This is a genomic window from Acidovorax sp. 62 (assembly GCF_002754495.1).
Classification (GTDB): domain Bacteria; phylum Pseudomonadota; class Gammaproteobacteria; order Burkholderiales; family Burkholderiaceae_C; genus Acidovorax.
Window position 1 is genome coordinate 1,297,155 of the sequence record NZ_PEFJ01000001.1, and the last position, 20,658, is coordinate 1,317,812.

The 20,658-nt window shown below is 64.7% G+C and carries 18 protein-coding genes, 1 tRNA gene and 1 riboswitch; of the genes, 17 read left to right on the forward strand and 2 right to left on the reverse strand.

Going from position 1 to position 20,658, the window contains the following annotated elements:
* The first annotated feature begins 8 nt into the window (after positions 1 to 8).
* The 13 genes from CLU86_RS05800 to CLU86_RS05860 all read left to right on the forward strand — a co-directional run bounded on the left by CLU86_RS05800 (position 9) and on the right by CLU86_RS05860 (position 14,214).
* Positions 9 to 695: a response regulator transcription factor gene (locus CLU86_RS05800; protein ID WP_099740969.1), complete on the forward strand. Its 687-nt coding sequence runs from the start codon at positions 9 to 11 to the stop codon at positions 693 to 695.
* The gene (locus CLU86_RS05805; RefSeq protein ID WP_099740970.1) at positions 692 to 2,188 is read left to right on the forward strand and encodes a cell wall metabolism sensor histidine kinase WalK; all 1,497 of its coding nucleotides are present in this window, start codon (positions 692 to 694) and stop codon (positions 2,186 to 2,188) included. Before CLU86_RS05800 ends, CLU86_RS05805 begins: the two co-directional genes overlap by 4 nt.
* Before the next feature lie 372 nt (positions 2,189 to 2,560).
* Positions 2,561 to 3,526: an ABC transporter substrate-binding protein gene (locus CLU86_RS05810; RefSeq protein WP_099743332.1), complete on the forward strand. Its 966-nt coding sequence runs from the start codon at positions 2,561 to 2,563 to the stop codon at positions 3,524 to 3,526.
* A gap of 21 nt (positions 3,527 to 3,547) precedes the next feature.
* Positions 3,548 to 4,384 carry an ABC transporter permease gene (locus CLU86_RS05815; protein ID WP_099740971.1) on the forward strand — a complete coding sequence of 279 codons (837 nt, stop codon included), beginning with the start codon at positions 3,548 to 3,550 and terminating at the stop codon, positions 4,382 to 4,384.
* Entirely contained in the window at positions 4,381 to 5,160 is a 780-nt protein-coding gene (locus CLU86_RS05820) for an ABC transporter ATP-binding protein (protein WP_099740972.1), read from the forward strand. Before CLU86_RS05815 ends, CLU86_RS05820 begins: the two co-directional genes overlap by 4 nt.
* A gap of 14 nt (positions 5,161 to 5,174) precedes the next feature.
* A complete protein-coding gene (gene hutC, locus CLU86_RS05825; RefSeq protein ID WP_099740973.1) occupies positions 5,175 to 6,056 on the forward strand; it encodes a histidine utilization repressor in 882 nt (293 codons plus the stop codon).
* Positions 6,057 to 6,145: 89 nt separating this feature from the next.
* Positions 6,146 to 7,708 (forward strand): histidine ammonia-lyase, encoded by a 1,563-nt coding sequence (gene hutH / locus CLU86_RS05830; protein WP_099740974.1) that lies wholly within the window; start codon positions 6,146 to 6,148, stop codon positions 7,706 to 7,708.
* A 49-nt stretch (positions 7,709 to 7,757) separates the two neighbouring features.
* A complete protein-coding gene (gene hutU, locus CLU86_RS05835) occupies positions 7,758 to 9,500 on the forward strand; it encodes a urocanate hydratase (RefSeq protein WP_099740975.1) in 1,743 nt (580 codons plus the stop codon).
* Between the two features lie 80 nt (positions 9,501 to 9,580).
* Complete coding sequence (locus CLU86_RS05840) at positions 9,581 to 10,207, forward strand: HutD family protein (RefSeq protein ID WP_099743334.1); 627 nt, start codon at positions 9,581 to 9,583, stop codon at positions 10,205 to 10,207.
* Between the two features lie 71 nt (positions 10,208 to 10,278).
* Entirely contained in the window at positions 10,279 to 11,544 is a 1,266-nt protein-coding gene (gene hutI, locus CLU86_RS05845; RefSeq protein WP_099740976.1) for an imidazolonepropionase, read from the forward strand.
* On the forward strand, positions 11,541 to 12,935 hold the full coding sequence (locus CLU86_RS05850) for a formimidoylglutamate deiminase (protein WP_099740977.1): 1,395 nt from the start codon (positions 11,541 to 11,543) through the stop codon (positions 12,933 to 12,935). Before hutI ends, CLU86_RS05850 begins: the two co-directional genes overlap by 4 nt.
* Before the next feature lie 26 nt (positions 12,936 to 12,961).
* Positions 12,962 to 13,765 (forward strand): N-formylglutamate deformylase, encoded by an 804-nt coding sequence (gene hutG / locus CLU86_RS05855; RefSeq protein ID WP_099740978.1) that lies wholly within the window; start codon positions 12,962 to 12,964, stop codon positions 13,763 to 13,765.
* A 239-nt stretch (positions 13,766 to 14,004) separates the two neighbouring features.
* Positions 14,005 to 14,214, forward strand: coding sequence for a hypothetical protein (locus CLU86_RS05860; protein ID WP_099658592.1), 210 nt, complete (start codon positions 14,005 to 14,007; stop codon positions 14,212 to 14,214).
* 69 nt (positions 14,215 to 14,283) lie between these two features.
* On the opposite strand, the gene asd is transcribed toward CLU86_RS05860, so the two are convergent.
* Positions 14,284 to 15,129 carry an archaetidylserine decarboxylase gene (gene asd, locus CLU86_RS05865; protein ID WP_099658593.1) on the reverse strand — a complete coding sequence of 282 codons (846 nt, stop codon included), beginning with the start codon at positions 15,127 to 15,129 and terminating at the stop codon, positions 14,284 to 14,286.
* Between the two features lie 137 nt (positions 15,130 to 15,266).
* A riboswitch (cyclic di-GMP riboswitch) is annotated at positions 15,267 to 15,354 on the forward strand.
* Positions 15,355 to 15,494: 140 nt separating this feature from the next.
* On the opposite strand from asd, the gene CLU86_RS05870 reads away from it, so the two are divergent.
* The 4 genes from CLU86_RS05870 (at position 15,495) to CLU86_RS05885 (ending at position 19,664) form a co-directional block, all read left to right on the forward strand.
* Positions 15,495 to 17,843 (forward strand): S53 family peptidase, encoded by a 2,349-nt coding sequence (locus CLU86_RS05870; protein ID WP_233194828.1) that lies wholly within the window; start codon positions 15,495 to 15,497, stop codon positions 17,841 to 17,843.
* Between the two features lie 381 nt (positions 17,844 to 18,224).
* Positions 18,225 to 18,479 carry a translation initiation factor IF-1 gene (gene infA, locus CLU86_RS05875; protein WP_099655250.1) on the forward strand — a complete coding sequence of 85 codons (255 nt, stop codon included), beginning with the start codon at positions 18,225 to 18,227 and terminating at the stop codon, positions 18,477 to 18,479.
* A gap of 179 nt (positions 18,480 to 18,658) precedes the next feature.
* A tRNA-Pro gene (locus CLU86_RS05880) sits at positions 18,659 to 18,735 on the forward strand.
* A gap of 155 nt (positions 18,736 to 18,890) precedes the next feature.
* The gene (locus CLU86_RS05885; protein WP_158236315.1) at positions 18,891 to 19,664 is read left to right on the forward strand and encodes a heparan-alpha-glucosaminide N-acetyltransferase; all 774 of its coding nucleotides are present in this window, start codon (positions 18,891 to 18,893) and stop codon (positions 19,662 to 19,664) included.
* A gap of 173 nt (positions 19,665 to 19,837) precedes the next feature.
* Here CLU86_RS05885 and CLU86_RS05890 read toward each other — a convergent pair whose 3' ends face one another.
* Positions 19,838 to 20,623 carry a peptidylprolyl isomerase gene (locus tag CLU86_RS05890; protein WP_099740981.1) on the reverse strand — a complete coding sequence of 262 codons (786 nt, stop codon included), beginning with the start codon at positions 20,621 to 20,623 and terminating at the stop codon, positions 19,838 to 19,840.
* Between the last annotated feature and the right edge of the window lie 35 nt (positions 20,624 to 20,658).

Genomic DNA, 20,658 nt, shown 5'->3' on the forward strand with positions numbered 1-20,658 from the left:
AATTCGGTATGCACCGCATTTTGCTCATTGACGATGATGAACAGCTGGGCCCCCCGCTGACCACTTACTTCCAGCGGTTTGAGATGGCGCTGACCCATGCCCTGCGCCCCAGTGACGGGCTGGCCCGGTTGGGGCAAGGCGGCTTTGATGCGGCCATCCTGGACGTCATGCTGCCGGAGATGGATGGCTTTGAGCTGTGCCGCACCATCCGCAAGCAAAGCGATTTGCCCATCGTCATGCTCACAGCGCGGGGTGATGTGATGGACCGTGTGGTGGGCCTAGAACTGGGCGCGGACGACTACCTGCCCAAACCCTTTGAGCCGCGCGAGCTGGTGGCACGCATGCAAACCGTGCTGCGCAGGCGGCGTGGCAACGGTGTGGGCGAGGCGGGGGATGTGATCCGGTTTGACGGCTTGAGCATCGATGCGGCCCGCCGCAGCGTGGTGCGCCAAGGCCAGACCTTGGAGTTGACGGGCACCGAGTTCGATTTGCTACACCTGCTGGCGCGCGAGCCAGGCCGCGTCTTCAGCCGCGACGACATTCTGAACCAGCTGCGCGGGCACGACGCCGAGCTGTACACCCGCGCCGTGGACATCGTGGTGAGCCGCTTGCGCAAAAAGCTGGAGCCGCTGGACTGCATCAAAACCCTGCGCAATGCGGGCTACTCGCTGGCCCTGCGCAGGGTGGTTGCATGAGCGACCAGCGAACTGCGCGGACCAGGCCCCCCCGTTGGCGCAGAGGGCGGTATGCGGCGGACCACCCCGGCGGTGAAGAAAGCGCCTGCGGCCCCGCACCCTTTTGCCCCTGGCACCGCCGCGCACGCGATGCCGTAGGGTATTCGCTGCGATTGCGGCTGGTGCTGGTGTTTTTGCTGCTGGCCTTGGCCATGGCCATCACCTTCATGGGAGGCGTTCAAAAAGCCATTGCCATCGGCTGGCGCGAGGCTGCTCGCCCGTTGCTCATGGACTATGTGGACCGGCTGGTGGAGGAGGTGGGCACCCCGCCCAGCATTGAGCGCGCCCAGGCCATCGTGGGGCGCTTGCCCATCCACATGCACATCGAGGGGCCGGTGGTGAAATGGGACTCGCACCCCGACCAGCCCCGGCCCGAATGGATGCGCAGGCAAGGCGCGACCGACAAGCGCTGGCTGTCCGAGGCCGATGGACACAAGCTGCTGCAACGCGTGACGGCCGACGGCCACACCATCGTGTTCGGCCTGAACGCCATGACCTGGGACCAAAAGCCCCGCATCGCCTGGCTGACGCTGACGGTGCTGCTGCTGCTGACGGCGCTGGCCTATGCCTACGTGCGCTACCTGCTGCGCCCGCTGGACGACATTCGCCGGGGCGCACAGCGCTTTGGCGCGGGCGATTTTGCGCAGCCGATTCCACTGCGCAGCACCCGCCGCCCCGATGAGCTGGGGCAACTGGCCGCCACCATCAACACCATGGGAGAAGACATCCACCAGATGCTGGAGGCCAAGCGTGCACTGCTGCTGGCCATGAGCCATGAACTGCGCAGCCCCCTGACCCGGGCGCGCCTGAACACCGAGCTGCTGCCTGAAAGCGCAGACACCCAGGCGCAGCGCGACGCCTTGCTGCGCGACCTGGGCGAAATGGCCCGATTGATCTCTGACCTGCTGGAAAGCGAACGCCTGGCTGGCCGCCACGCGGCGTTGCACCGTGAGCCGACCGACCTGGCCGCACTGGCCCGCGAGGTGGTGGAGGAACTGAGCGTGCGCCACGCCGCTGCCGCCCACATCCGGGTGGTGATGGACTGCGGTGGTCTGGCTGGCAAGCCCACCGAGGGGCGCGCGCCCCAGCACCCGGCCCCGCTGATGGCGCTGGACCGCTCGCGCGTGCGTCTGCTGCTGCGCAATCTGCTGGACAACAGCCTGCGCCACAGCGACCCTGCCGCGCCGCCGCCCGAGTTGCATTGCACGCTGGACGCGTCTGGCGGCGTGCTGCTGCGGGTGCGCGATTTTGGCCCCGGCGTGGCAGACGAGCACCTGGGCCGCCTGGCAGAGCCCTTCTTTCGGCCCGACACGGCGCGCCAGCGCGCCACCGGGGGCGTGGGCTTGGGCTTGTACCTGTGCCGCTTGGTGGCCCAGGCCCACGGCGGTTGGTTGCACATTGCCAATGCCAAGCCGGGCCTGGAGGTGCAGGTGGCGCTGCCACGGGTGGGGTAGGGCGCTTGTATGTGCCTCCTGGTCAGGGATGCAGCGTGGTGCGCCCTGGGCATGCACCTGCACGGTGCGCCATGTCTGGGCTGGGTGGCAGTGCTGTGCCCTCAGTTTTTCAATCAAAATGCCATGTGGCGCAATCAGAATAAGCGCTGGCAGCTATTAAAAACGTAGCGTTTTTTCGTTGGTGATCCCATGGCAGCCTGCGCGCGTTGGGCTGGCCCTGTTCTTGCTGAATGTGTTCACCCTGGATGGCAGGGCATTGTCGGTACTTACCCTGTATAGACAGGTATGGCTGCAATGCCATCATGGCACCCTGGTGCTGCGGCAACGCCGGGCGGGGTAGGCGATGGACTTTTATTCAGACAGGAGCAGATGATGACTCGATTGGTTGTGAAGATGGCAACGCTGGCTGCGGCCGCTGCTTGTGTCCTGACTGCGGCCCTGCCCGCACAGGCGCAAGACACCAAAATCGTGCTGGGCATGTCCGGTTGGACGGGCTTTGCACCGCTCACCCTGGCCGACAAGGCCGGCATCTTCAAGAAGAACGGCCTGGATGTGGAGATCAAGATGATCCCGCAGAAGGACCGCCACCTGGCCCTGGCGTCCAAGTCCATCCAGTGCGCGGCCACCACGGTTGAGACGCATGTGGCGTGGAACGCCAACGGCGTGCCCATCGTGCAGATCTTCCAGATGGACAAGTCCTACGGCGCCGACGGCATTGCGGTGCGCGGCGACATCAAGAACTTTGCGGACTTGAAGGGCAAGACCATCGGCGTGGACGCGCCCGGCACCGCCCCGTACTTTGGCCTGGCCTGGATGCTCAGCAAGAACGGTATGAGCCTCAAGGACGTGAAGACCACCACACTGTCGCCCCAGGCCGCCGCGCAGGCCTTCGTGGCAGGGCAGAACGATGCTGCCATGACGTACGAGCCCTATCTCTCCACCGTGCGTGACAACCCTGCCGCGGGCAAGATTTTGGCCACCACGCTGGACTACCCCATGGTGATGGACACCGTGGGCTGCGACCCCACCTGGCTCAAGGCCAACGGCAAGGCCGCACAGGCATTGGCCAACTCGTACTTCCAGGCGCTGGACATGATCAAGGCCGACCCGACCAAGTCCAACGAGATCATGGGCGCGGCGGTCAAGCAGACGGGCGAGCAGTTCGCCAAGTCGTCGTCGTTCCTGCGCTGGCAGGACAAGGCCGCCAACCAGAAGTTCTTTGCGGGCGAGCTGACCGCCTTCATGAAGGACGCCACGGCCATCTTGTTGGAGGCGGGCATCATCCGCAAGGCGCCTGAGGATCTGGCCGTCACGTTCGACGCGAGCTTCATCAAATAAGAGCAGGAAGAAGAGCGCGCCATGTCTGCTGTGCAACCCCTGTCTGTGACCACGCCAAAGGCCCCCGCGCGCCGACGCTCACTGGCCCCTCTGGAGCCCGTGAGCGCCCGTGCCCGCTGGCTGCTGGGCTTCGGTTTTTTTGTGTTGTTCGTGCTGGTGTGGGCGTTCTTCACGCTGGGCGGCTTCGTGTCGCCCACGTTCCTGGCCAGCCCTGTCACCATGGCCAAGGAGGGCTGGCTGCTGTTCAGCGAATACGGCTTTCACAAGGACATCGGCATGACGGTGTGGCGCGTGTTCGGCGGCTTCATCCTGGCCGCCGTTATCGCCGTGCCGCTGGGTATAGCGATGGGTGCCTACAAGGGCATTGAGGCCTTCTTTGAGCCCTTCGTCTCGTTCTGCCGCTACCTGCCCGCGTCAGCCTTCATTCCGCTGCTCATTCTGTGGGCGGGCATTGGCGAGGCACAGAAGATCCTCGTCATCTTCATCGGCTCGGTCTTTCAGATCACGCTGATGGTGGCTGTGACGGTGGGCGGTGCACGGCGCGATCTGGTGGAGGCTGCGTACACGCTGGGCGCGGGCCACAAGGGCATCGTCACGCGCGTGCTCATCCCCGGAGCCGCGCCCGAGATCGCCGAGACCCTGCGCCTGGTGCTGGGCTGGGCCTGGACCTATGTGATCGTGGCCGAGCTGATCGGCTCGTCGAGCGGCATCGGCCACATGATCACCGACAGCCAGTCGCTGCTCAACACCGGCCAGATCATCTTCGGCATCATCATCATCGGCCTCATCGGGCTGGTGTCCGACTTCGCCTTCAAGGCGCTCAACCACCGTCTGTTTGCCTGGAGTTTTGTGCGATGAGCCGCGTATCCATTCAAGCCGTTTCGCGCGTCTTCGAGACCGCCAAGGGCCAGCGCACCCAGGCGCTGCAACCGGTGGACTTTGAAGTGCGCGACAACGACTTCGTGACCATCCTCGGCCCCTCGGGCTGCGGCAAGTCCACGCTGCTGCGCATCGTCGCGGGGCTGGACCACGCCACCAGCGGCCGTGTGCTGCTCGATGGCGCACCGGTCGAAGGCCCCGGGCCCGAGCGCGGCATGGTGTTCCAGAGCTACACGTTGTTCCCCTGGCTCACCATCGAGCAGAACATCCGCTTTGGCCTGCGCGAACGCGGTATGCCCGAGGCGCAGCAGAAAGAGCGCGCCGCGTACTTCATCGCCAAGGTGGGGCTGCGCGGTTTCGAGCAGCACTTTCCCAAGCAGCTGTCGGGTGGCATGCAGCAGCGCACCGCCATTGCGCGCGCGCTGGCCAACGACCCCAAGATTTTGCTGATGGATGAACCCTTCGGCGCGCTCGACAACCAGACCCGCGTGCTCATGCAAGAGCTGCTGCTAGGCATCTGGGAGGCCGAGCGCAAGACCGTGCTGTTTGTCACCCACGACATCGACGAAGCCATCTTCATGGCCAACCGCGTGGCCGTGTTCAGCGCCCGGCCCGGTCGCATCAAGACCGAGCTGGCGGTGGACTTGCCGCACCCGCGCCATTACACGATCAAGACCAGCCCCGAGTTCATGGACCTCAAGGCCCGGTTGACCGAGGAGATTCGCGCAGAATCCATGGCTGCCGATTTGTACTGACCCCTGACCTGCCCATGCCTGCCCGTTCTCCTCGCCGCCCCGCAGTTTCTGCCAAAGCCCGCTCTACCACTGCGCCTGCTGCGCGGGCCCCGGTTGCATCGCCTGCCCGTGCGCCTGCCACGTCTTCGCGGGCGGACAAGCCCCGGGCTGCGGCGCCTGCGCCCGCAGCCACCCAGGCCATGGCGTTGTACGAGCAGGTCAAAGATTTCATCGCCCGCAAGATCCAGGAGGGCGCCTGGCGCGCGGGGGACCGGCTGCCGTCCGAGAGCGAGCTGGTCACCCAGTTCGGCATCTCGCGCATGACGGTAAACCGCGCTTTGCGCGAACTGGTAGAGCAGGGCCGTATCGTGCGCGTGGCCGGGGTGGGCAGCTTTGTGGCCGAAGACAAGCCCCAGTCCACACTGCTGCAGATTGCCAACCTGGCCAGCGAGGTTCGCCAGCGCGGGCATGACTACCGCTGCGATGTGCTCGCCGTGGAGCGGGTGTCTGCATCACTCGAAGTGGCGGCCGCGCTGGATTTGCGCACCGGCGAGTCGGTGTTCCATTCGCTGTGCGTGCACCGTGAAGACGGTCTGCCAGTGCAACTGGAAGACCGCCACGTCAACCCCCGCCAGGTGCCGCAATTTGCGGTGCAAGACTTTACGCAACTGCAGCCGTCGGAATACCTGGTGCGCAACGTGCCCTTTGACCAGGTCGAACATGTGGTTGATGCCGTCATGCCCACCGCAGAGCAGGCTGCGCTGCTGGAGATGCCTGCGACCGAGCCCTGCCTGCTGCTCACGCGGCGCACCTGGTCGCGTGGCGTGCCCATCACCGTAGTGCGCTGCCTGCACCCGGCGTCGCGCTACCGGCTGGGCAGTCGCTTTCGGGCCGATGGGAACCCGGCGGCTGGCTGAACCAGCACTGCTGCCACCACCACAGGTTTCACCCCTTTTCAAATGCCATTTTTTCGCTGATACTAACCTGTATATACAGGATGAGACTTATGACCACTTCCACACCTTTGGCCTCCCATTCCCCCGCCGCCATCACTCTGGTGCCGGGCTCCGTCACCCTGGCCGCGCTGCGCCGCATCCATGCAGGCGGCGTGGCCTTGCAGCTGGACGGGGGCGCCCTCGCAGGGATGCAGGCTGCCCAGGCCGTGGTGCAGCGCATCGTGGACGAGGACCAGGTGGTCTACGGCATCAACACCGGCTTTGGCAAGCTGGCCAGCACCAAAATCGCCCATGACCGCCTGGCCGAGCTGCAGCGCAATCTCGTGCTGTCGCACAGCGTGGGCACGGGCGATGCGCTGCCCGACGGCGTGGTGCGGCTCATCCTGGCCACCAAGGCGGTGAGTCTGGCGCGCGGCCACTCGGGCATTCGCCCTGCCATCGTGGATGCACTGCTGGCCTTGGCCAATGCGAATGTGCTGCCGGTGATTCCCGCCAAGGGCTCGGTGGGGGCGTCAGGCGACCTGGCGCCGCTGGCGCACCTGTCGTGTGTGTTGATTGGCGAAGGGCAGGCCAAGGTGAACGGCCAGGTCGTGTCGGGGGCAGAAGCCATGCGCTCCATCGGTTTGCAGCCCTTTGTGCTGGGCCCCAAGGAAGGGTTGGCTTTGCTCAACGGCACCCAGGTGTCTACCGCACTGGCACTGGCCGGGCTGTTTGGGGCTGAGAACGTGCTGGCCGCAGGCCTGGTGGCGGGCTGTCTGTCGCTCGAAGCCATCAAGGGCTCGGTCAAGCCGTTCGATGCCCGCATCCACGAGGCACGGGGCCAACTGGGCCAGATCGCCGTGGCCGCCGCTGTGCGCGGGCTGCTGGAGGGCAGCGAAATCGACCCATCGCACCCCAATTGCGGCCGGGTGCAAGACCCGTATTCCATCCGCTGCGTGCCGCAGGTGATGGGCGCTTGCCTCGATAACCTGCAGCATGCTGCACGCGTGCTGCGCATCGAGGCCAATGCCGCATCGGACAACCCGCTGGTGTTCACGGACACGGGTGAAGTCATCTCTGGCGGCAACTTCCACGCCGAGCCTGTGGCCTTTGCGGCCGACATCATTGCGCTGGCCGTGGCCGAGATCGGCGCCATCTCCGAGCGCCGCATGGCCCTGCTGCTCGATACGGGCCTGTCGGGCCTGCCAGCCTTCCTGATCCGCGACAGTGGCGTGAACTCCGGCTTCATGATTGCCCAGGTCACCGCTGCCGCACTGGCCGCTGAGAACCAGTGCCTGGCCAACCCCAGCAGCGTGACCAGCCTGCCCACCTCCGCCAACCAGGAGGACCATGTCTCCATGGCCACCTACGGCGCCCGCCGCCTGGCCGACATGGTGAACAACGCCGCGGTGGTGGTGGGCGTGGAGGCTATGGCTGCTGCGCAGGGCATGGAGTTCGATAGATCGCTGAAATCCTCGCCCCTGATCGAAGCGCAATTCGCCGCTATCCGCCAGCGCGTGTCCTTTTTGGAGCAAGACCGCTACCTGGCCCCGGACATCGACGCCATGCGCGAGTGGGCTCTGCAGGCCGATTGGCCCGCACCGCTGCGCGCCTGCCAGCCCAGCCACGCTTGATTGACTCGCCCGTTTCACGCCACTGAACCAGACACCCCAGGAGCCCACCATGAACGCCAACGACGCCATCATCGCAGCCGCCTCCCACGCCGACCCCCGCCACGACGCCAGCCGCGTGATCCGCGCGCCGCGCGGCAGCCAGCTCACTTGCAAGAGCTGGCTCACCGAAGCGGCCTACCGCATGATCCAGAACAACCTGGACGCCGAAGTGGCCGAGCGCCCGCAAGACCTGGTGGTGTACGGCGGCATTGGCCGTGCCGCGCGCAACTGGGAGTGTTATGACCAGATCCTCGCCTCGCTCAAGGACCTGAACGACGACGAGACCCTGCTCATCCAGTCCGGCAAGCCCGTGGGCGTGTTCAAGACCCACGCCAACGCACCGCGCGTGCTGCTGGCCAACTCCAACCTGGTCCCTAAGTGGGCCAACTGGGAGCACTTCAGCGAGTTGGATCAAAAAGGCTTGTTCATGTACGGCCAGATGACGGCGGGCAGCTGGATCTACATCGGCACGCAAGGCATCGTGCAAGGCACGTACGAGACCTTCGCCGAGGCCGGCCGCAAGCACTATGGCGGCTCGCTCGAAGGCAAGTGGATATTGACCGCAGGCCTGGGTGGCATGGGCGGCGCGCAGCCGCTGGCCGCCACCTTTGCGGGCGCAGTGTCGCTCAACATCGAATGCCAGCAAAGCAGCATCGACTTCCGCCTGCGCACGCGCTACGTGGACAAGCAGGCGCGTGACATCGACCATGCGTTCGAGCTGATCCAGCAGCACACGGCTGCCAAAGAAGCCGTGTCGATTGCCCTGCTGGGCAACGCCGCAGAAATCCTGCCCGAGCTGGTGCGCCGTGCCAAGGCCGGTGGCCTCAAGCCCGATCTGGTCACCGACCAGACCTCGGCCCACGACCTCGTCAACGGCTACCTGCCCAGCGGTTGGACGGTGGCGCAGTGGCGCGCCGCGCAGCAGGACGTGACGCAGCACGAGGTGCTGAAAAAGGCCGCCGCCAAATCTTGCGCCGTGCATGTGCAGGCCATGCTCGACTTCCAATCGATGGGCATCCCCACGGTGGACTACGGCAACAACATCCGCCAAGTGGCGTTTGACGAAGGCGTGAAGAACGCCTTCGACTTCCCCGGCTTTGTGCCCGCGTACATCCGTCCGCTGTTTTGCGAAGGCAAGGGTCCGTTCCGCTGGGTGGCCCTGTCGGGCGACCCGGAGGACATCCGCAAGACCGACGCCAAGATCAAGGAGCTGTTCCCCGAGAACAAACACGTGCACCGCTGGCTCGACATGGCGGGCGAGCGCATCGCGTTCCAGGGCCTGCCCGCACGCATCTGCTGGCTGGGCCTGGGCGAGCGCCACATCGCGGGCCTGGCCTTCAACGAGATGGTCAAGAGCGGTGAGCTGAAGGCCCCCATCGTCATCGGCCGCGACCACCTGGACACCGGCAGCGTGGCCAGCCCCAACCGCGAGACCGAAGGCATGCGCGACGGCACCGACGCCGTGAGCGACTGGCCGCTGCTCAACGCGCTGCTCAACACCTCCGGCGGCGCCACCTGGGTCAGCCTGCACCACGGCGGCGGCGTGGGCATGGGCTACTCGCAGCACTCGGGCATGGTCATCGTGGCCGATGGCACCGACGCAGCGGCTGCACGGCTGGCCAATGTGTTGGTCAACGACTGCGGCAGCGGCGTGATGCGCCATGCCGACGCGGGCTACGAGCTGGCTGTGGAAACGGCGAAGAAGCAGGGCCTGAAGCTGCCCATGGTCCCAGGTGCTTCAGGAGCACGCTGATGCCCGCCGCCGCTGTTGTGGAGGCCACGCCGCAGCCTGCGCCTGCTGAATCTGGTGCGGCTGCAGTCCAGGGCGAGGCCGTGCACTGGTTTGATCTGCGCACGGTGCCTGCCACCCCGTGGAAGAACGGCGGCGGCAGCACCCGCGAGCTGGTGTGCTGGCCGCCTGGCGCGGGCACCGATGCCTTTGGCTGGCGCGTGAGCGTGGCCCGCATTGCGGCCGCTGGGCCGTTTTCGGCCTTCACGGGGGTAGACCGGCAGATCATGCTGCTCGACGGCGATGGCGTGACGCTGCATGGCGAGCAAGCCGAGCTGTGCCACACGCTGCAGCAGCGCTGGCAGCCCTGGAACTTTGCGGGAGAGCAGCCGCTGGACAGCCGCTTGATCGGCGGGCCATCGACTGATTTCAACCTGATGCTGCGCCGGGGCCAGTGGCAAGGCCGCATGCAGGTGTTGCACGACACGGGCACGGTGGGCGCCATGGGTGCGGGGCTGTGCATGGTGCTGCAGGGCCAGTGGGCGGTGTTGGGTGGCGATGCGGCGCGCGTGCTGCAGCCTGGCCAGGGCCTGTGGTGGCCCGAGGCCATGGGCGCACGGGTGCTGCAGCCCTTGCAGCCGCTGTCGCCCGAGGTGGCCAACCCCCATCCGTTTGCGCCCGATGCGCGGCCTACGCTGGTGTGGGTCGATGTGGTGCCTTTGAATATGTAGTCAAATGGGCCTCTAGCGCTTGCCTAGTAAGCGCTGGCAGCTATCAATAATGTAGTAAAGGGCTGAGCGCCATGCGTGATTGCATTCCTTCCCCATCCGGCCCTGGCCCCAGCGCCGATGGCATCTGGCACGGCCTGCTGCCGGTGCAGGCCCTGGTGCAGCCCGATGTGCCTGTGCCGCCCGGCGCACGCGCCAGCATCGTGGTGCAGCAGGGGCAGATCCAGTGGGTGGGGCCCGATGCGGCAGTGCCCGCCGTTTGGCAGCACTTGCCGCGCAGGCAAGGCGCGGGTGCCTTGGTCACGCCGGGCTTGGTCGATTGCCACACCCATCTGGTGTATGGCGGCCAACGCGCCAACGAGTTCGCCATGCGCCTGGCAGGCGCCACCTACGAAGAGGTCGCCAGGGCGGGCGGCGGCATTGTGTCGTCCGTCAAGGCCACGCGCGAGGCCACGGAAGACGAACTCTTTGCCCAGGCCGTCCCACGCCTGAAGGCCCTGCTGGCTGAGGGCGTGTGCGCTATCGAGATCAAATCCGGCTACGGCCTGGCACTGGAACATGAGCGCAAGCAACTGCGCGTGGCGCGCCGTTTGGGCGAGGCCTTTGGCGTGACGGTGCGCACCACCTTTCTGGGTGCACACGCCTTGCCGCCCGAATACGCTGGGCGTAGCCAGGACTACATCGATGTGGTTTGCCAAGAGATGCTGCCTGCGCTGGCTGCTGAAGGCCTGGTGGATGCGGTGGATGTGTTCTGCGAACGCATTGCCTTCACGCTGGCCGAGACCGAGCAGGTCTTCCAGGCCGCTCAAAAGCTGGGCATCCCCGTCAAGCTGCATGCCGAGCAACTGTCGGACATGGGCGGCGCGGCGCTGGCGGCACGTTATGGCGCGCTGTCTTGCGATCACATCGAGCACTTGTCGCAAGCAGGCATCGCCGCCATGCAAGCCGCTGGCACCGTGGCCGTGCTGCTGCCCGGCGCTTACTACACGCTGCGCGATACCCACCTGCCGCCCATCCAGGCACTGCGCGATGCGGGGGTGCCCATGGCCGTATCGACCGACCACAACCCTGGTACGTCGCCAGCCCTCAGCCTGCTGCTCATGGCCAACATGGCCTGCACGCTGTTTCGGCTGACGGTGCCTGAGGCGTTGGCAGGCATCACCACACACGCAGCCAAGGCGCTGGGTTTGCAGGCAACGCATGGCCTGATCGCCTCCGGGCGGTCGGCCAATTTTGTGCTGTGGCCGCTGGCCGACGCGGCCGAGCTGACCTACTGGTTTGGCCACCAGCCCGCCTGCACCATCGTGCGGCAAGGGTGCATTCACGGAGCCCAGGCATGAACCAGATCTTTGCTGCCGACGCGCTGCTGCCCACCGGCTGGGCGCGCGACGTGCTCATCGCGTGGGACGGGGCAGGGCGCATCACCGCCGTCACGCCCAAGATGCAGCGCCCTGAAGGGGCTGCCTTGGCACCGGGCCCGGTGATCCCTGGCATGCCCAACCTGCACTCGCACGCCTTCCAGCGCGCCTTTGCGGGGCTGACCGAATACCGGGGCCAGGCGCAAGACAGCTTCTGGAGCTGGCGCAACCTCATGTACCGCTTTGCCCAGCGCATCACGCCACAGGCGCTGGAGGCCATTGCCACCTGGCTGTACATCGAGATGCTGGAGGCGGGCTACACCTCGGTGTGCGAATTCCATTACGTGCACCACGACACCGACGGCCGCCCTTACGCGGACGACGCCACGCTGTCGCTGGCCCTGCTGCGCGCCGCGCACACGGCGGGCATCGCCATCACGCTGCTGCCCGTGCTGTACCAGAGCAGCGGCTTTGGCGCCAAGCCGCCCCGGGCGGACCAGGCCCGGTTCATTCGCAGCACCGACAACATGCTCTCATTATTGGAGCGCCTGGCGCCCGCTGCACAAGCGCAAGGGGCTGTTTTGGGCCTGGCCCCGCATTCGCTGCGCGCCGTGCCGCCAGACAGCCTGACAGCTGCCGTGCAGGGCCTCACGGCGCTGAACCCCAAGGCGCCCATTCACATCCACATTGCCGAGCAGACGCAGGAGGTGGAGGACTGCATCGCCTGGAGCGGCCAGCGCCCCGTGCAGTGGCTGCTGGAGCACGCGCCGGTGGACGAGCGCTGGTGCTTGGTGCACGCCACGCACATGACGCCCGCCGAGTACGCTGGCGCCGCCGTAACGGGCGCCGTGGCAGGCATCTGCCCGACGACGGAGGCCAACCTGGGCGATGGCATTTTCGACATGCCCCTGTGGCTGCAGCACGGCGGGCGTTGGGGCGTGGGCTCGGACAGCCACGCCTGCGTGAACGCGGCCGAAGAACTGCTGATGCTGGAATATGGCCAGCGCCTGTCGCGCCGTCAGCGCAACGTGTTGGCCCACAGTAGCCAGCCGGAGGTGGCCACCGCCATGACCTTGCAGGCGGTTCAGGGCGGGGCGCAGGCATCGGGCTGCTGGGGGCCCGGTGTAGCAGCGGGCATTGCTGTGGGGCAGTCGGCCGACTGGGTCGTGCTTGATGCCCAGCATGTGGCCCTGCGCGGCCTGCCCGCGCCCGCCATGCTGTCGGCCCATGTGTTTGCCAGCCACCGCACTTCGGCCATTGACAGTGTGTGGGTGGGCGGAGCACGCCGCGTGGCCCAGGGCCGCCATGCGCTGCATGACCGAGCCGCCAGCGCTTTTGCCTCCGCACGCGCCAGCACCATTGCACCCGACTGACCCTGAACCTTTCTGATCCGATCTCCATGACCTCTATCGCCCCCCCACCGTTCGTTTTCCACCAGGGCACGCAGCCCTTACTGGTGTCCATGCCGCACGCGGGCACCTATGTGCCGCCTGCGCTGGCGGCCCGCTTCACGCCCGAGGCCCGCCAGGTGCCAGACACCGACTGGCACATGGAGCGCCTGTATGCCTTCGCCAAAGACATGGGTGCGTCCATCCTCGTGGCCACGCATTCGCGCTACGTGGTGGACCTGAACCGTCCGCCCGATGGCGCGAGCCTCTACCCAGGCCAAAGCGTCACGAGCCTGTGCCCGGTCGATACGTTTGACGACACCCCCATCTATGCCGCAGGCGATGTGCCGCAAGAGGCAGAGATCGCTGCCCGCCGCGATACCGTCTGGACGCCCTACCATGCGCAATTGCGCGCCGAGCTGGACCGCATCCGCGCCCAGCATGGCGTGGCCGTGCTGTGGGATGCGCACTCCATTCGCTCGGTGTTGCCGCGCTTTTTTGAGGGCAAGTTGCCCGACCTGAACCTGGGCACGGCCCATGGTGAAAGCTGCGACCCGGCGCTGGCACAAGAGCTGCTGCAGATTGCCGAGGCCGCCCCGGGCTACACCGCCGTGCTCAATGGTCGCTTCAAAGGAGGGCACATCACCCGCCACTACGGCCAGCCAGGGCAGGGCGTGCATGCCGTGCAACTGGAGATGACGCAGTGCAGCTACATGCAGGAATGCCTGCCGTTTGACTACCTGCCAGAGCGTGCTGTGCAGGTGCAGCCGCATCTGCAGCGCATGCTGGCTGCCGCCTTGGATTTTGTGCGGTGAGGTGTCGGGGCTTTGAACAGGTTCTTAGGGGTTGTGCCAGGCGGGCTTCATTGCGCGGCACTTTGAACCGGTTCTGCGCCGCAGCGGGCGACTGGGAAGACCGGGGTGCTTGATCTTGGGCAAGTTTCGCCCCTGGATTCGGGCTTTTACTGGGTGGGTGGTGCTACGATGCTCCCACACAGCCCTCTGCACTGGAGGGCGGGGTGGTTACACCACCCATGCGGAAGGAGCCGCACACCATGCGCGATGCGGCTTATTACTACATGCCTTTGTTCAGGCCGGGTGCGCCTGTCATGCTCGGGTCGCGCCACGAGACCGTGAGCCACGTGGTGGTGCGGCGTTACGCGATGATGGTCTATCTGGAGGGCCATGAAAACCCGGTGCACCCCGAATCTCTCAAGCTGGAACCCACGGCTTTTCAGCTCACCCGCAGGCCAGACAAGTACTGACGCGGGGATGCAAGGCCGTGAACAGGCGCTATTGCGCCTAGTTTGCTTTGTGGCGTGATCCGTGTCGGGTTACCCGCGTTGTGCCATGGTTTCGCCCAGCCGGATGGGACGTGCAGGCGCCCATTGTGGGTTGAACTGCATGGCCCCTTTGGGGAACAGCATCACCACGGTGGAGCCCAGCAAAAAGCGCCCCATCTCCTGCCCTTGCTGCAGGCTCACCTGGCCAGGGGCATAGTCCCACTGGCGCAATTGGCCCGTGCGAGGCGGGTTCACCAAGCCATGCCACACGGTGGCCATGCTGCCCACAATGGTGGCGCCCACCAGCACCATCACAAACGGCCCCAGATCGGACTCAAAAAAGCACACCACGCGCTCGTTGCGCGCAAACAGCCCAGGCACGCCCCGGGCCGTCGTGGGGTTGACCGAGAAGAGGTCACCAGGGGCGTGCACCATGTGCGTGAGCTGGCCAGCACAGGGCATGTGAATGCGGTGGTAGTCGCGTGGGCTGAGGTAAAGCGTGGCGAAGTGGCCATCGTCAAACACCGCTGCGCGGGCCGCATCGCCCCCCACCAACGCGGTGGTGGAGTACGAATGCCCCTTGGCCTGGAAGACCTGATCGCGCTCGATACGGCCAAATTGGCTGATGGCCCCGTCCACGGGGCAAATCCAGGTGGCACTGGCTTGCGGCCTGGCACCCGGTTTCAGCGCGCGGGTGAAGAAATCGTTGAACGTGGCGTAGGCGGCCGGGTCCGGGTTCTCTGCCTCGGACATGTTCACGTTGTAGCGTGCGATGAAGCGCTCAATGGCCATCGTCGTCCAGCGGCCCGCCCGGGCCCGGGCCAAGCGCCCAGCGGTGGAGGTCAAGGCTTGCTTGGGCAAGAGGTATTGGGGCAGAACGGCGAGGCGATCGGACAAGAGCACTTCCTTCACAGCAGGTGGTGCGGCGCATTCTAGGGCCTGTTCACCGGGCGGTGCGCTAAATGGCATTCATTTGCATTTGATTGAAATGATGTAAATGCTATTGACGCAATTGAAACAACTAATTACATTTGAATCATTCAAGGCACACCCGTTCGAAAGACGGGGTCGCAAAGCCACCGGTCTAAACCCAGCGATGGGCACGATAGCGGGGTTGCCAATACAGCAAGTGCGCTCGAAATGGAGCCTGTGCCGTGTTGTATCGCTTGCTTTGCGGCGGGCTGCGGTGCCTTGTATCCACACTGTCCTTTGAGGGGTGATACATGCGCTCAGTTTTGATTTCGAGTGACCGCCGGTCTTCCATGCGCAAAACGCAATGGGCTGTTTCTGGCGTTTTGTTGGCTGCACTGGGTGCCTGCGGTGGCGGCAGCGAAGACCAGGCCTCGCAAGCCCTGGCCCAAGCCGAAGTGGCCACAGCCACGACCACCCTGGCGCTGCAGGCCGATGAACTGTCCAGCGATGCTGGTGCACTCATCGCCCAGCCCACGTTCCACGTCGCCCCTGTGGTGTTGACGCCGCCGGATGACGCGGACGTCCTTAACGCCAATGCGTCTGCTACGCAAACCCCCAAATCGCAAGCGGTGCCCTCGGGCCTTGCGGCGCTCTCGACCAAACGCCTGACGCTGGACACGCTGGAGGCTGTTCGTACCAAAGGGATGCAGGCCGCACCTTCGTCTGCCGACGGTGAGCAGGCCGCGCCGTTGGCGGGCTCTGCGGTCACCACCTACACGGTGGCCCAGGTGCGTGCGGCCTATGGTTTCCCGGCATTGCCTGCGGTAGGAACCCAGCCCACAGCCGCCCAGGCTGCGCAACTGGGGGCGGGGCAAACCATCTACATCGTGGCTGCCAAGCACAACCCCAATGCGGCAGCCGAGTTGGCCGCTTTCAATCAAAAATTTGGCCTGCCCACCTGCACCACCCGAACCTTGGCCGCCAGCACGGCATTGCCACTGCCTGCAGCCTCCAAGACGGGTTGTGAGCTGGTGGTGGCCTACAGCAGCGCCACGGGCACGCTCTCCGCCACGGCGCCAGCCTACGATTCGGGTTGGGCCACGGAAATTGCGCTGGATGTGCAGTGGTCGCACGCCATTGCCCCCTTGGCTCGCATCGTTCTGGTCGAGGCGCCCGATGCGTCCGTGAACAACCTGACGGCTGCGATCCGCCTGGCCAATGCGATGGGGCCAGGGGTGGTGTCGATGAGCTTCGGTGCGGCGGAGGGCGCCTGGACTTCGACCTTGGACTCTGCGTTCTCTACCGCCAATATGACGTACCTGGCCGCCACGGGGGATTGGGGTGCGGGTGTGATGTGGCCTTCCGCATCGGCCAACGTTCTGGGTGTGGGCGGTACCACGCTGACCTACAGCGGCACAGGCTCTCGGTCTGAAGCGAGCTGGTCGGGCACCGGCGGTGGGATCAGCGCCTATGTGGCCACGCCCACCTACCAAAAATCGGGTTTGCCAGGCGTGGGCTCGGCGGTGCGCCGCACCGTGGCCGATGTGGCCATGAACGCGGACCCTGCCACGGGTCACTACTTGGCGGTGTTGTCTCCTGGCAGCTCGACCGTGCAGTGGCTGAGCGCTGGCGGCACCAGCCTCTCCTCGCCCATGTGGGCTGGGCTGGTGGCTGTGGCCAATGCCGCGCGAGTGCAGGCAGCCAAGCCGGTGCTGGGTGCTGCGCACACCACTTTGTACGGACAAGTCGGCGCGGTGCCGGGCAACTATGCCAGTGGCTTTGCAGACATCACGCTGGGGTCGCATGGCACTTGCGGTACTTGCTCGGCTCGGGTGGGCTATGACCAGCTGACCGGCCTGGGTACACCCAATGCCACCAACCTCGTCAACTTGCTGTCCGGTGCGTCAGCCCCGGCCGTGCCGCCCTCGGTGACATCCGCCACCATCAATGGCCAGGCGAATACAGCGCTGTCGTTCACCGTGTCGGTCACCGCACCGAACCCCGTGACCTATGCCCTGACAGGCGCGCCCTCCGGCATGGCCATCGGTTCTACCGGTGTGGTGACCTGGGCCGCGCCAGTGGCTGGCTCCTATGTTGTTACCGTCACAGCCCGTGACACCAAGACCGGGCTGAGCGGGCAGGGCGTGTACACCGTGGTGGTTGCCGCGCCTCCCAGTGCGCCTGTGGTCGCCGGTGGTACGGTGGCAGGCAAGGTCGGCGTCGCCCTGTCCTTCAATGCGACAGTGCCTTCGTCCAATCCCATGGCTTACACCCTGGCTGGGGCGCCTTCTGGCATGGCAATCAACGCCACTACGGGCGTTGTGACGTGGGGCTCGCCTGTGCTGGGTAACTACTCCGTGGTCGTAACGGCCAAGGACACCAAGACCGGGCTGTCCGGCAAGGGAACCTACACCGTGCAAATCACCTCTGGCGGCTTGACCATTACGGCACCCGCCATGGTTGGGGTGGTGGGCAAGCCGTTGACAGGCACCATCGCCATTTCGGCACCCGCAGGCACCTCGTTCTCTGTGTCCATCTCGGGTGTTCCTTGGGGCATGGGTTTCTCGATCAGCGGCACCACCATCACGGCCCTGTGGGCCGCACCTGTGGCTGGCAGCTACCAGCTCACGGTGGTGGCCAAGGATTCCGCAGGCCGCACCACGCAGGCCTTGGTGCCGATCACGGTCAGCGCCAAATGAGTTGATTAGGGCAAGCCCGGGAGGGCTGGAACTGGCGCGGCACAGTGGCGTTGAACACGCTCTGTGCCGCTTTGCTTTGGTGCAGTTTGTTCGGTGTGGGCGACAGGGCCGGGCGCATGCGGCAACGTCCATAGGCAAGATACCCACATCGCGCTACAATTGACAGGCTCATGCACAGCGCCTCGCCTGTTCATTGAAGCCGTCTCATCCAGGCCTCTTTTCTTTCTGATCTGCGCCCCGGGTGCAGCGACTCCCCCGCCCGCAAAGCACCGTGCCCAGAGATCCTTGAAGATCTGTCTTCAGGGGCCGCGTTGGCAGATGCCCGCATGTGCAGCGCGCAAACCACAGAATTTTGTTTTTAAGATCACGAGATAGAAAAACATGGCCAAAGAAGAACTCATTGAAATGCAAGGCTCCGTCACCGAAGTCCTGCCTGACTCGCGCTTTCGCGTCACCCTGGACAACGGTCACCAACTGATCGCCTACACCGGCGGAAAGATGCGCAAGCACCACATCCGCATTCTGGCGGGTGACAAGGTGTCGTTGGAAATGTCGCCCTACGACCTGAGCAAGGGCCGTATCACTTTCCGCCATCTGGCTGGACGTGGCCCAGGCCCTTCTGGTGGCAATCGTTAAAATTTTCAATGGGCTGGGGAAATCGGCCCATTTTTCAAAGTTATAATTTTTAGCTCTTTAGATTGTTGCCTTGGTGGCAATCTGGCTGACCTCTCGTAGGCATAGCAGGTTTTTAAAGTTTTTAAAAATTTGCTTGTTTGGTCAGAAGCCCGGAAAAACCGGGTTAGAATACGAGCTGTCGGAGCGTAGCGCAGCCTGGTAGCGCATCTGCTTTGGGAGCAGAGGGTCGCGAGTTCGAATCCCGCCGCTCCGACCATTGTTTTAAGGGTCTGCAACAATCGTTGCAGACCCTTTTTGCATTCTGGCGGGCTTTGCGGTGTGTATCTGCTTTGCCTCATGGGGCTGCGGCTTTTGGGCTCGCTGATCTGGCACTATCGTGTGTTCTGCTTCTGCGCCTCTTCCCGTGCTGTCATGCCCTTGAGTTCTGCCGATTCACCCCCTCCCACACCGCGTTATGCGTTGGTCGATGCCCTTCGAGGCTGTGCCATGGTGTGGATGACGCTGTTTCACTTCTGCTTCGACTTGGCGCACTTTGGTTTGTGGGCGCAGAACTTTCGCATCGACCCGGTGTGGACGACGCAGCGCACAGCCATCGTGAGTTTGTTTTTGTTTTGCGCTGGGCTTTCGCAGTCCATTGCCGTGCAGCAGGGGCAGAGTTGGTCCCGGTTTGGGTGGCGTTGGCTGCAGATTGCGGGGGGCGCTGCGCTGGTGAGTCTGGCCTCGTACGCCATGTTTCCCCAAAGCTTCATTTACTTTGGCGTGTTGCACGGCATGGCGGTCATGCTGTGCGTTGTGCGCTGGAGCGCCGGCTGGGGTCGTTGGCTGTGGTGGACGGGCGGCGCGGCGCTGTGCTTGCCGCCTCTGGCTGCCTATGTGTTTACCCACGGTGCTGAGGCCTTAGCTCCCTGGTTCAATGCCCCTGCGTTGAATTGGCTGGGCTGGGTGAGCCGCAAGCCCTTCACGCAAGACTATGTGCCCGTGTTTCCGTGGCTGGGTGTCGTGTGGTGGGGTATGGCTGTGGGCCAGTGGTTGCTGGTCAACAGGCCTCACTGGTTGCAACGGCCCTTGCCTGGTCTTTTAAAAGGCCCCGCAGTGCTGGGGCGTTGGAGCCTCAGCTACTACCTGCTACACCAGCCAGTGCTGATGGGTGGTTTGATGGCTTTCCTGTGGCTGGCCAAACGCTGAGGTGAATGCGGCTATGCAGTGGGCGCGATGAGCGCAGCGAGGTCGCTCAAGAGTTGATTGCAGTACATCGCGTTGGTCTGCAGGTGGCGACCTGCGGTGGGGCACAGGCATAAAAAAACGCGGCCTGGGCCGCGTTTGATGCTGAAGCGCCAAAACAGAGCGCTTTCGGGTGTTTACTCGACCTTGGCCTTGGCGCGCAGGTCTTCCTGGAACTTCACCAGCTTTTGTTGTTGCAATTGCTGGGCCACTTGAGGCTTCACTTCTTCCAGCTTGGGGAGTTCGGCTTGGCGAACATCCACCAGGCGGATCACGTGCCAGCCGAATTGGCTCTTCACGGGAGCGTCTGTGGTCTTGCCCTTTTCGAGCTTCAGCAGCGCTTCAGTGAATTCGTTCACGTAGCTGGAAGGGTTGGCCCAGTCCAGATCGCCGCCCTTGGCTGCAGAGCCGGGGTCCTTGGATTGCTTCTTGGCCAGGTCTTCAAACTTGGCACCCTTCTTCAGGGCGGCAATGATGGCCTTGGCGTCGGCTTCTTTTTCCACCAGGATGTGGCTGGCCTTGTATTCCTTGCCGCTGTTGGCTGCCACGAACTTGTCGTACTCGGCCTGGATTTCAGCGTCGGTCACAGGGTTGGTCTTTTGGTAATCGGCGAACAGTTCGCGGATCAGGATGGTCTGGCGGGCCAGTTCCATCTGGGCCTTGAAGTCTCCGGAGCCGTCCAGGCCGCGCTTTTGTGCTTCTTGCAAGAAGATTTCGCGAGCGATCACTTCTTCCTTGATTTGGCCTTCCACTTCAGGCGTCACAGGACGGCCTGAACGCTCCACTTGCTGGCGCAGCACTTCTGCACGCTCTTTGGGCACGGCCTTGCCGTTGACGATGGCAATGTTCTGGGCGGAAACGGGCAGGGCCATCGTGCCCAGCACGGCAGCGGCCACGAGGCCGGACAGGAGCTGTTTCTTCATGCGAGATCCAAAAAATGAGAAGGTGTTTGCTGGCT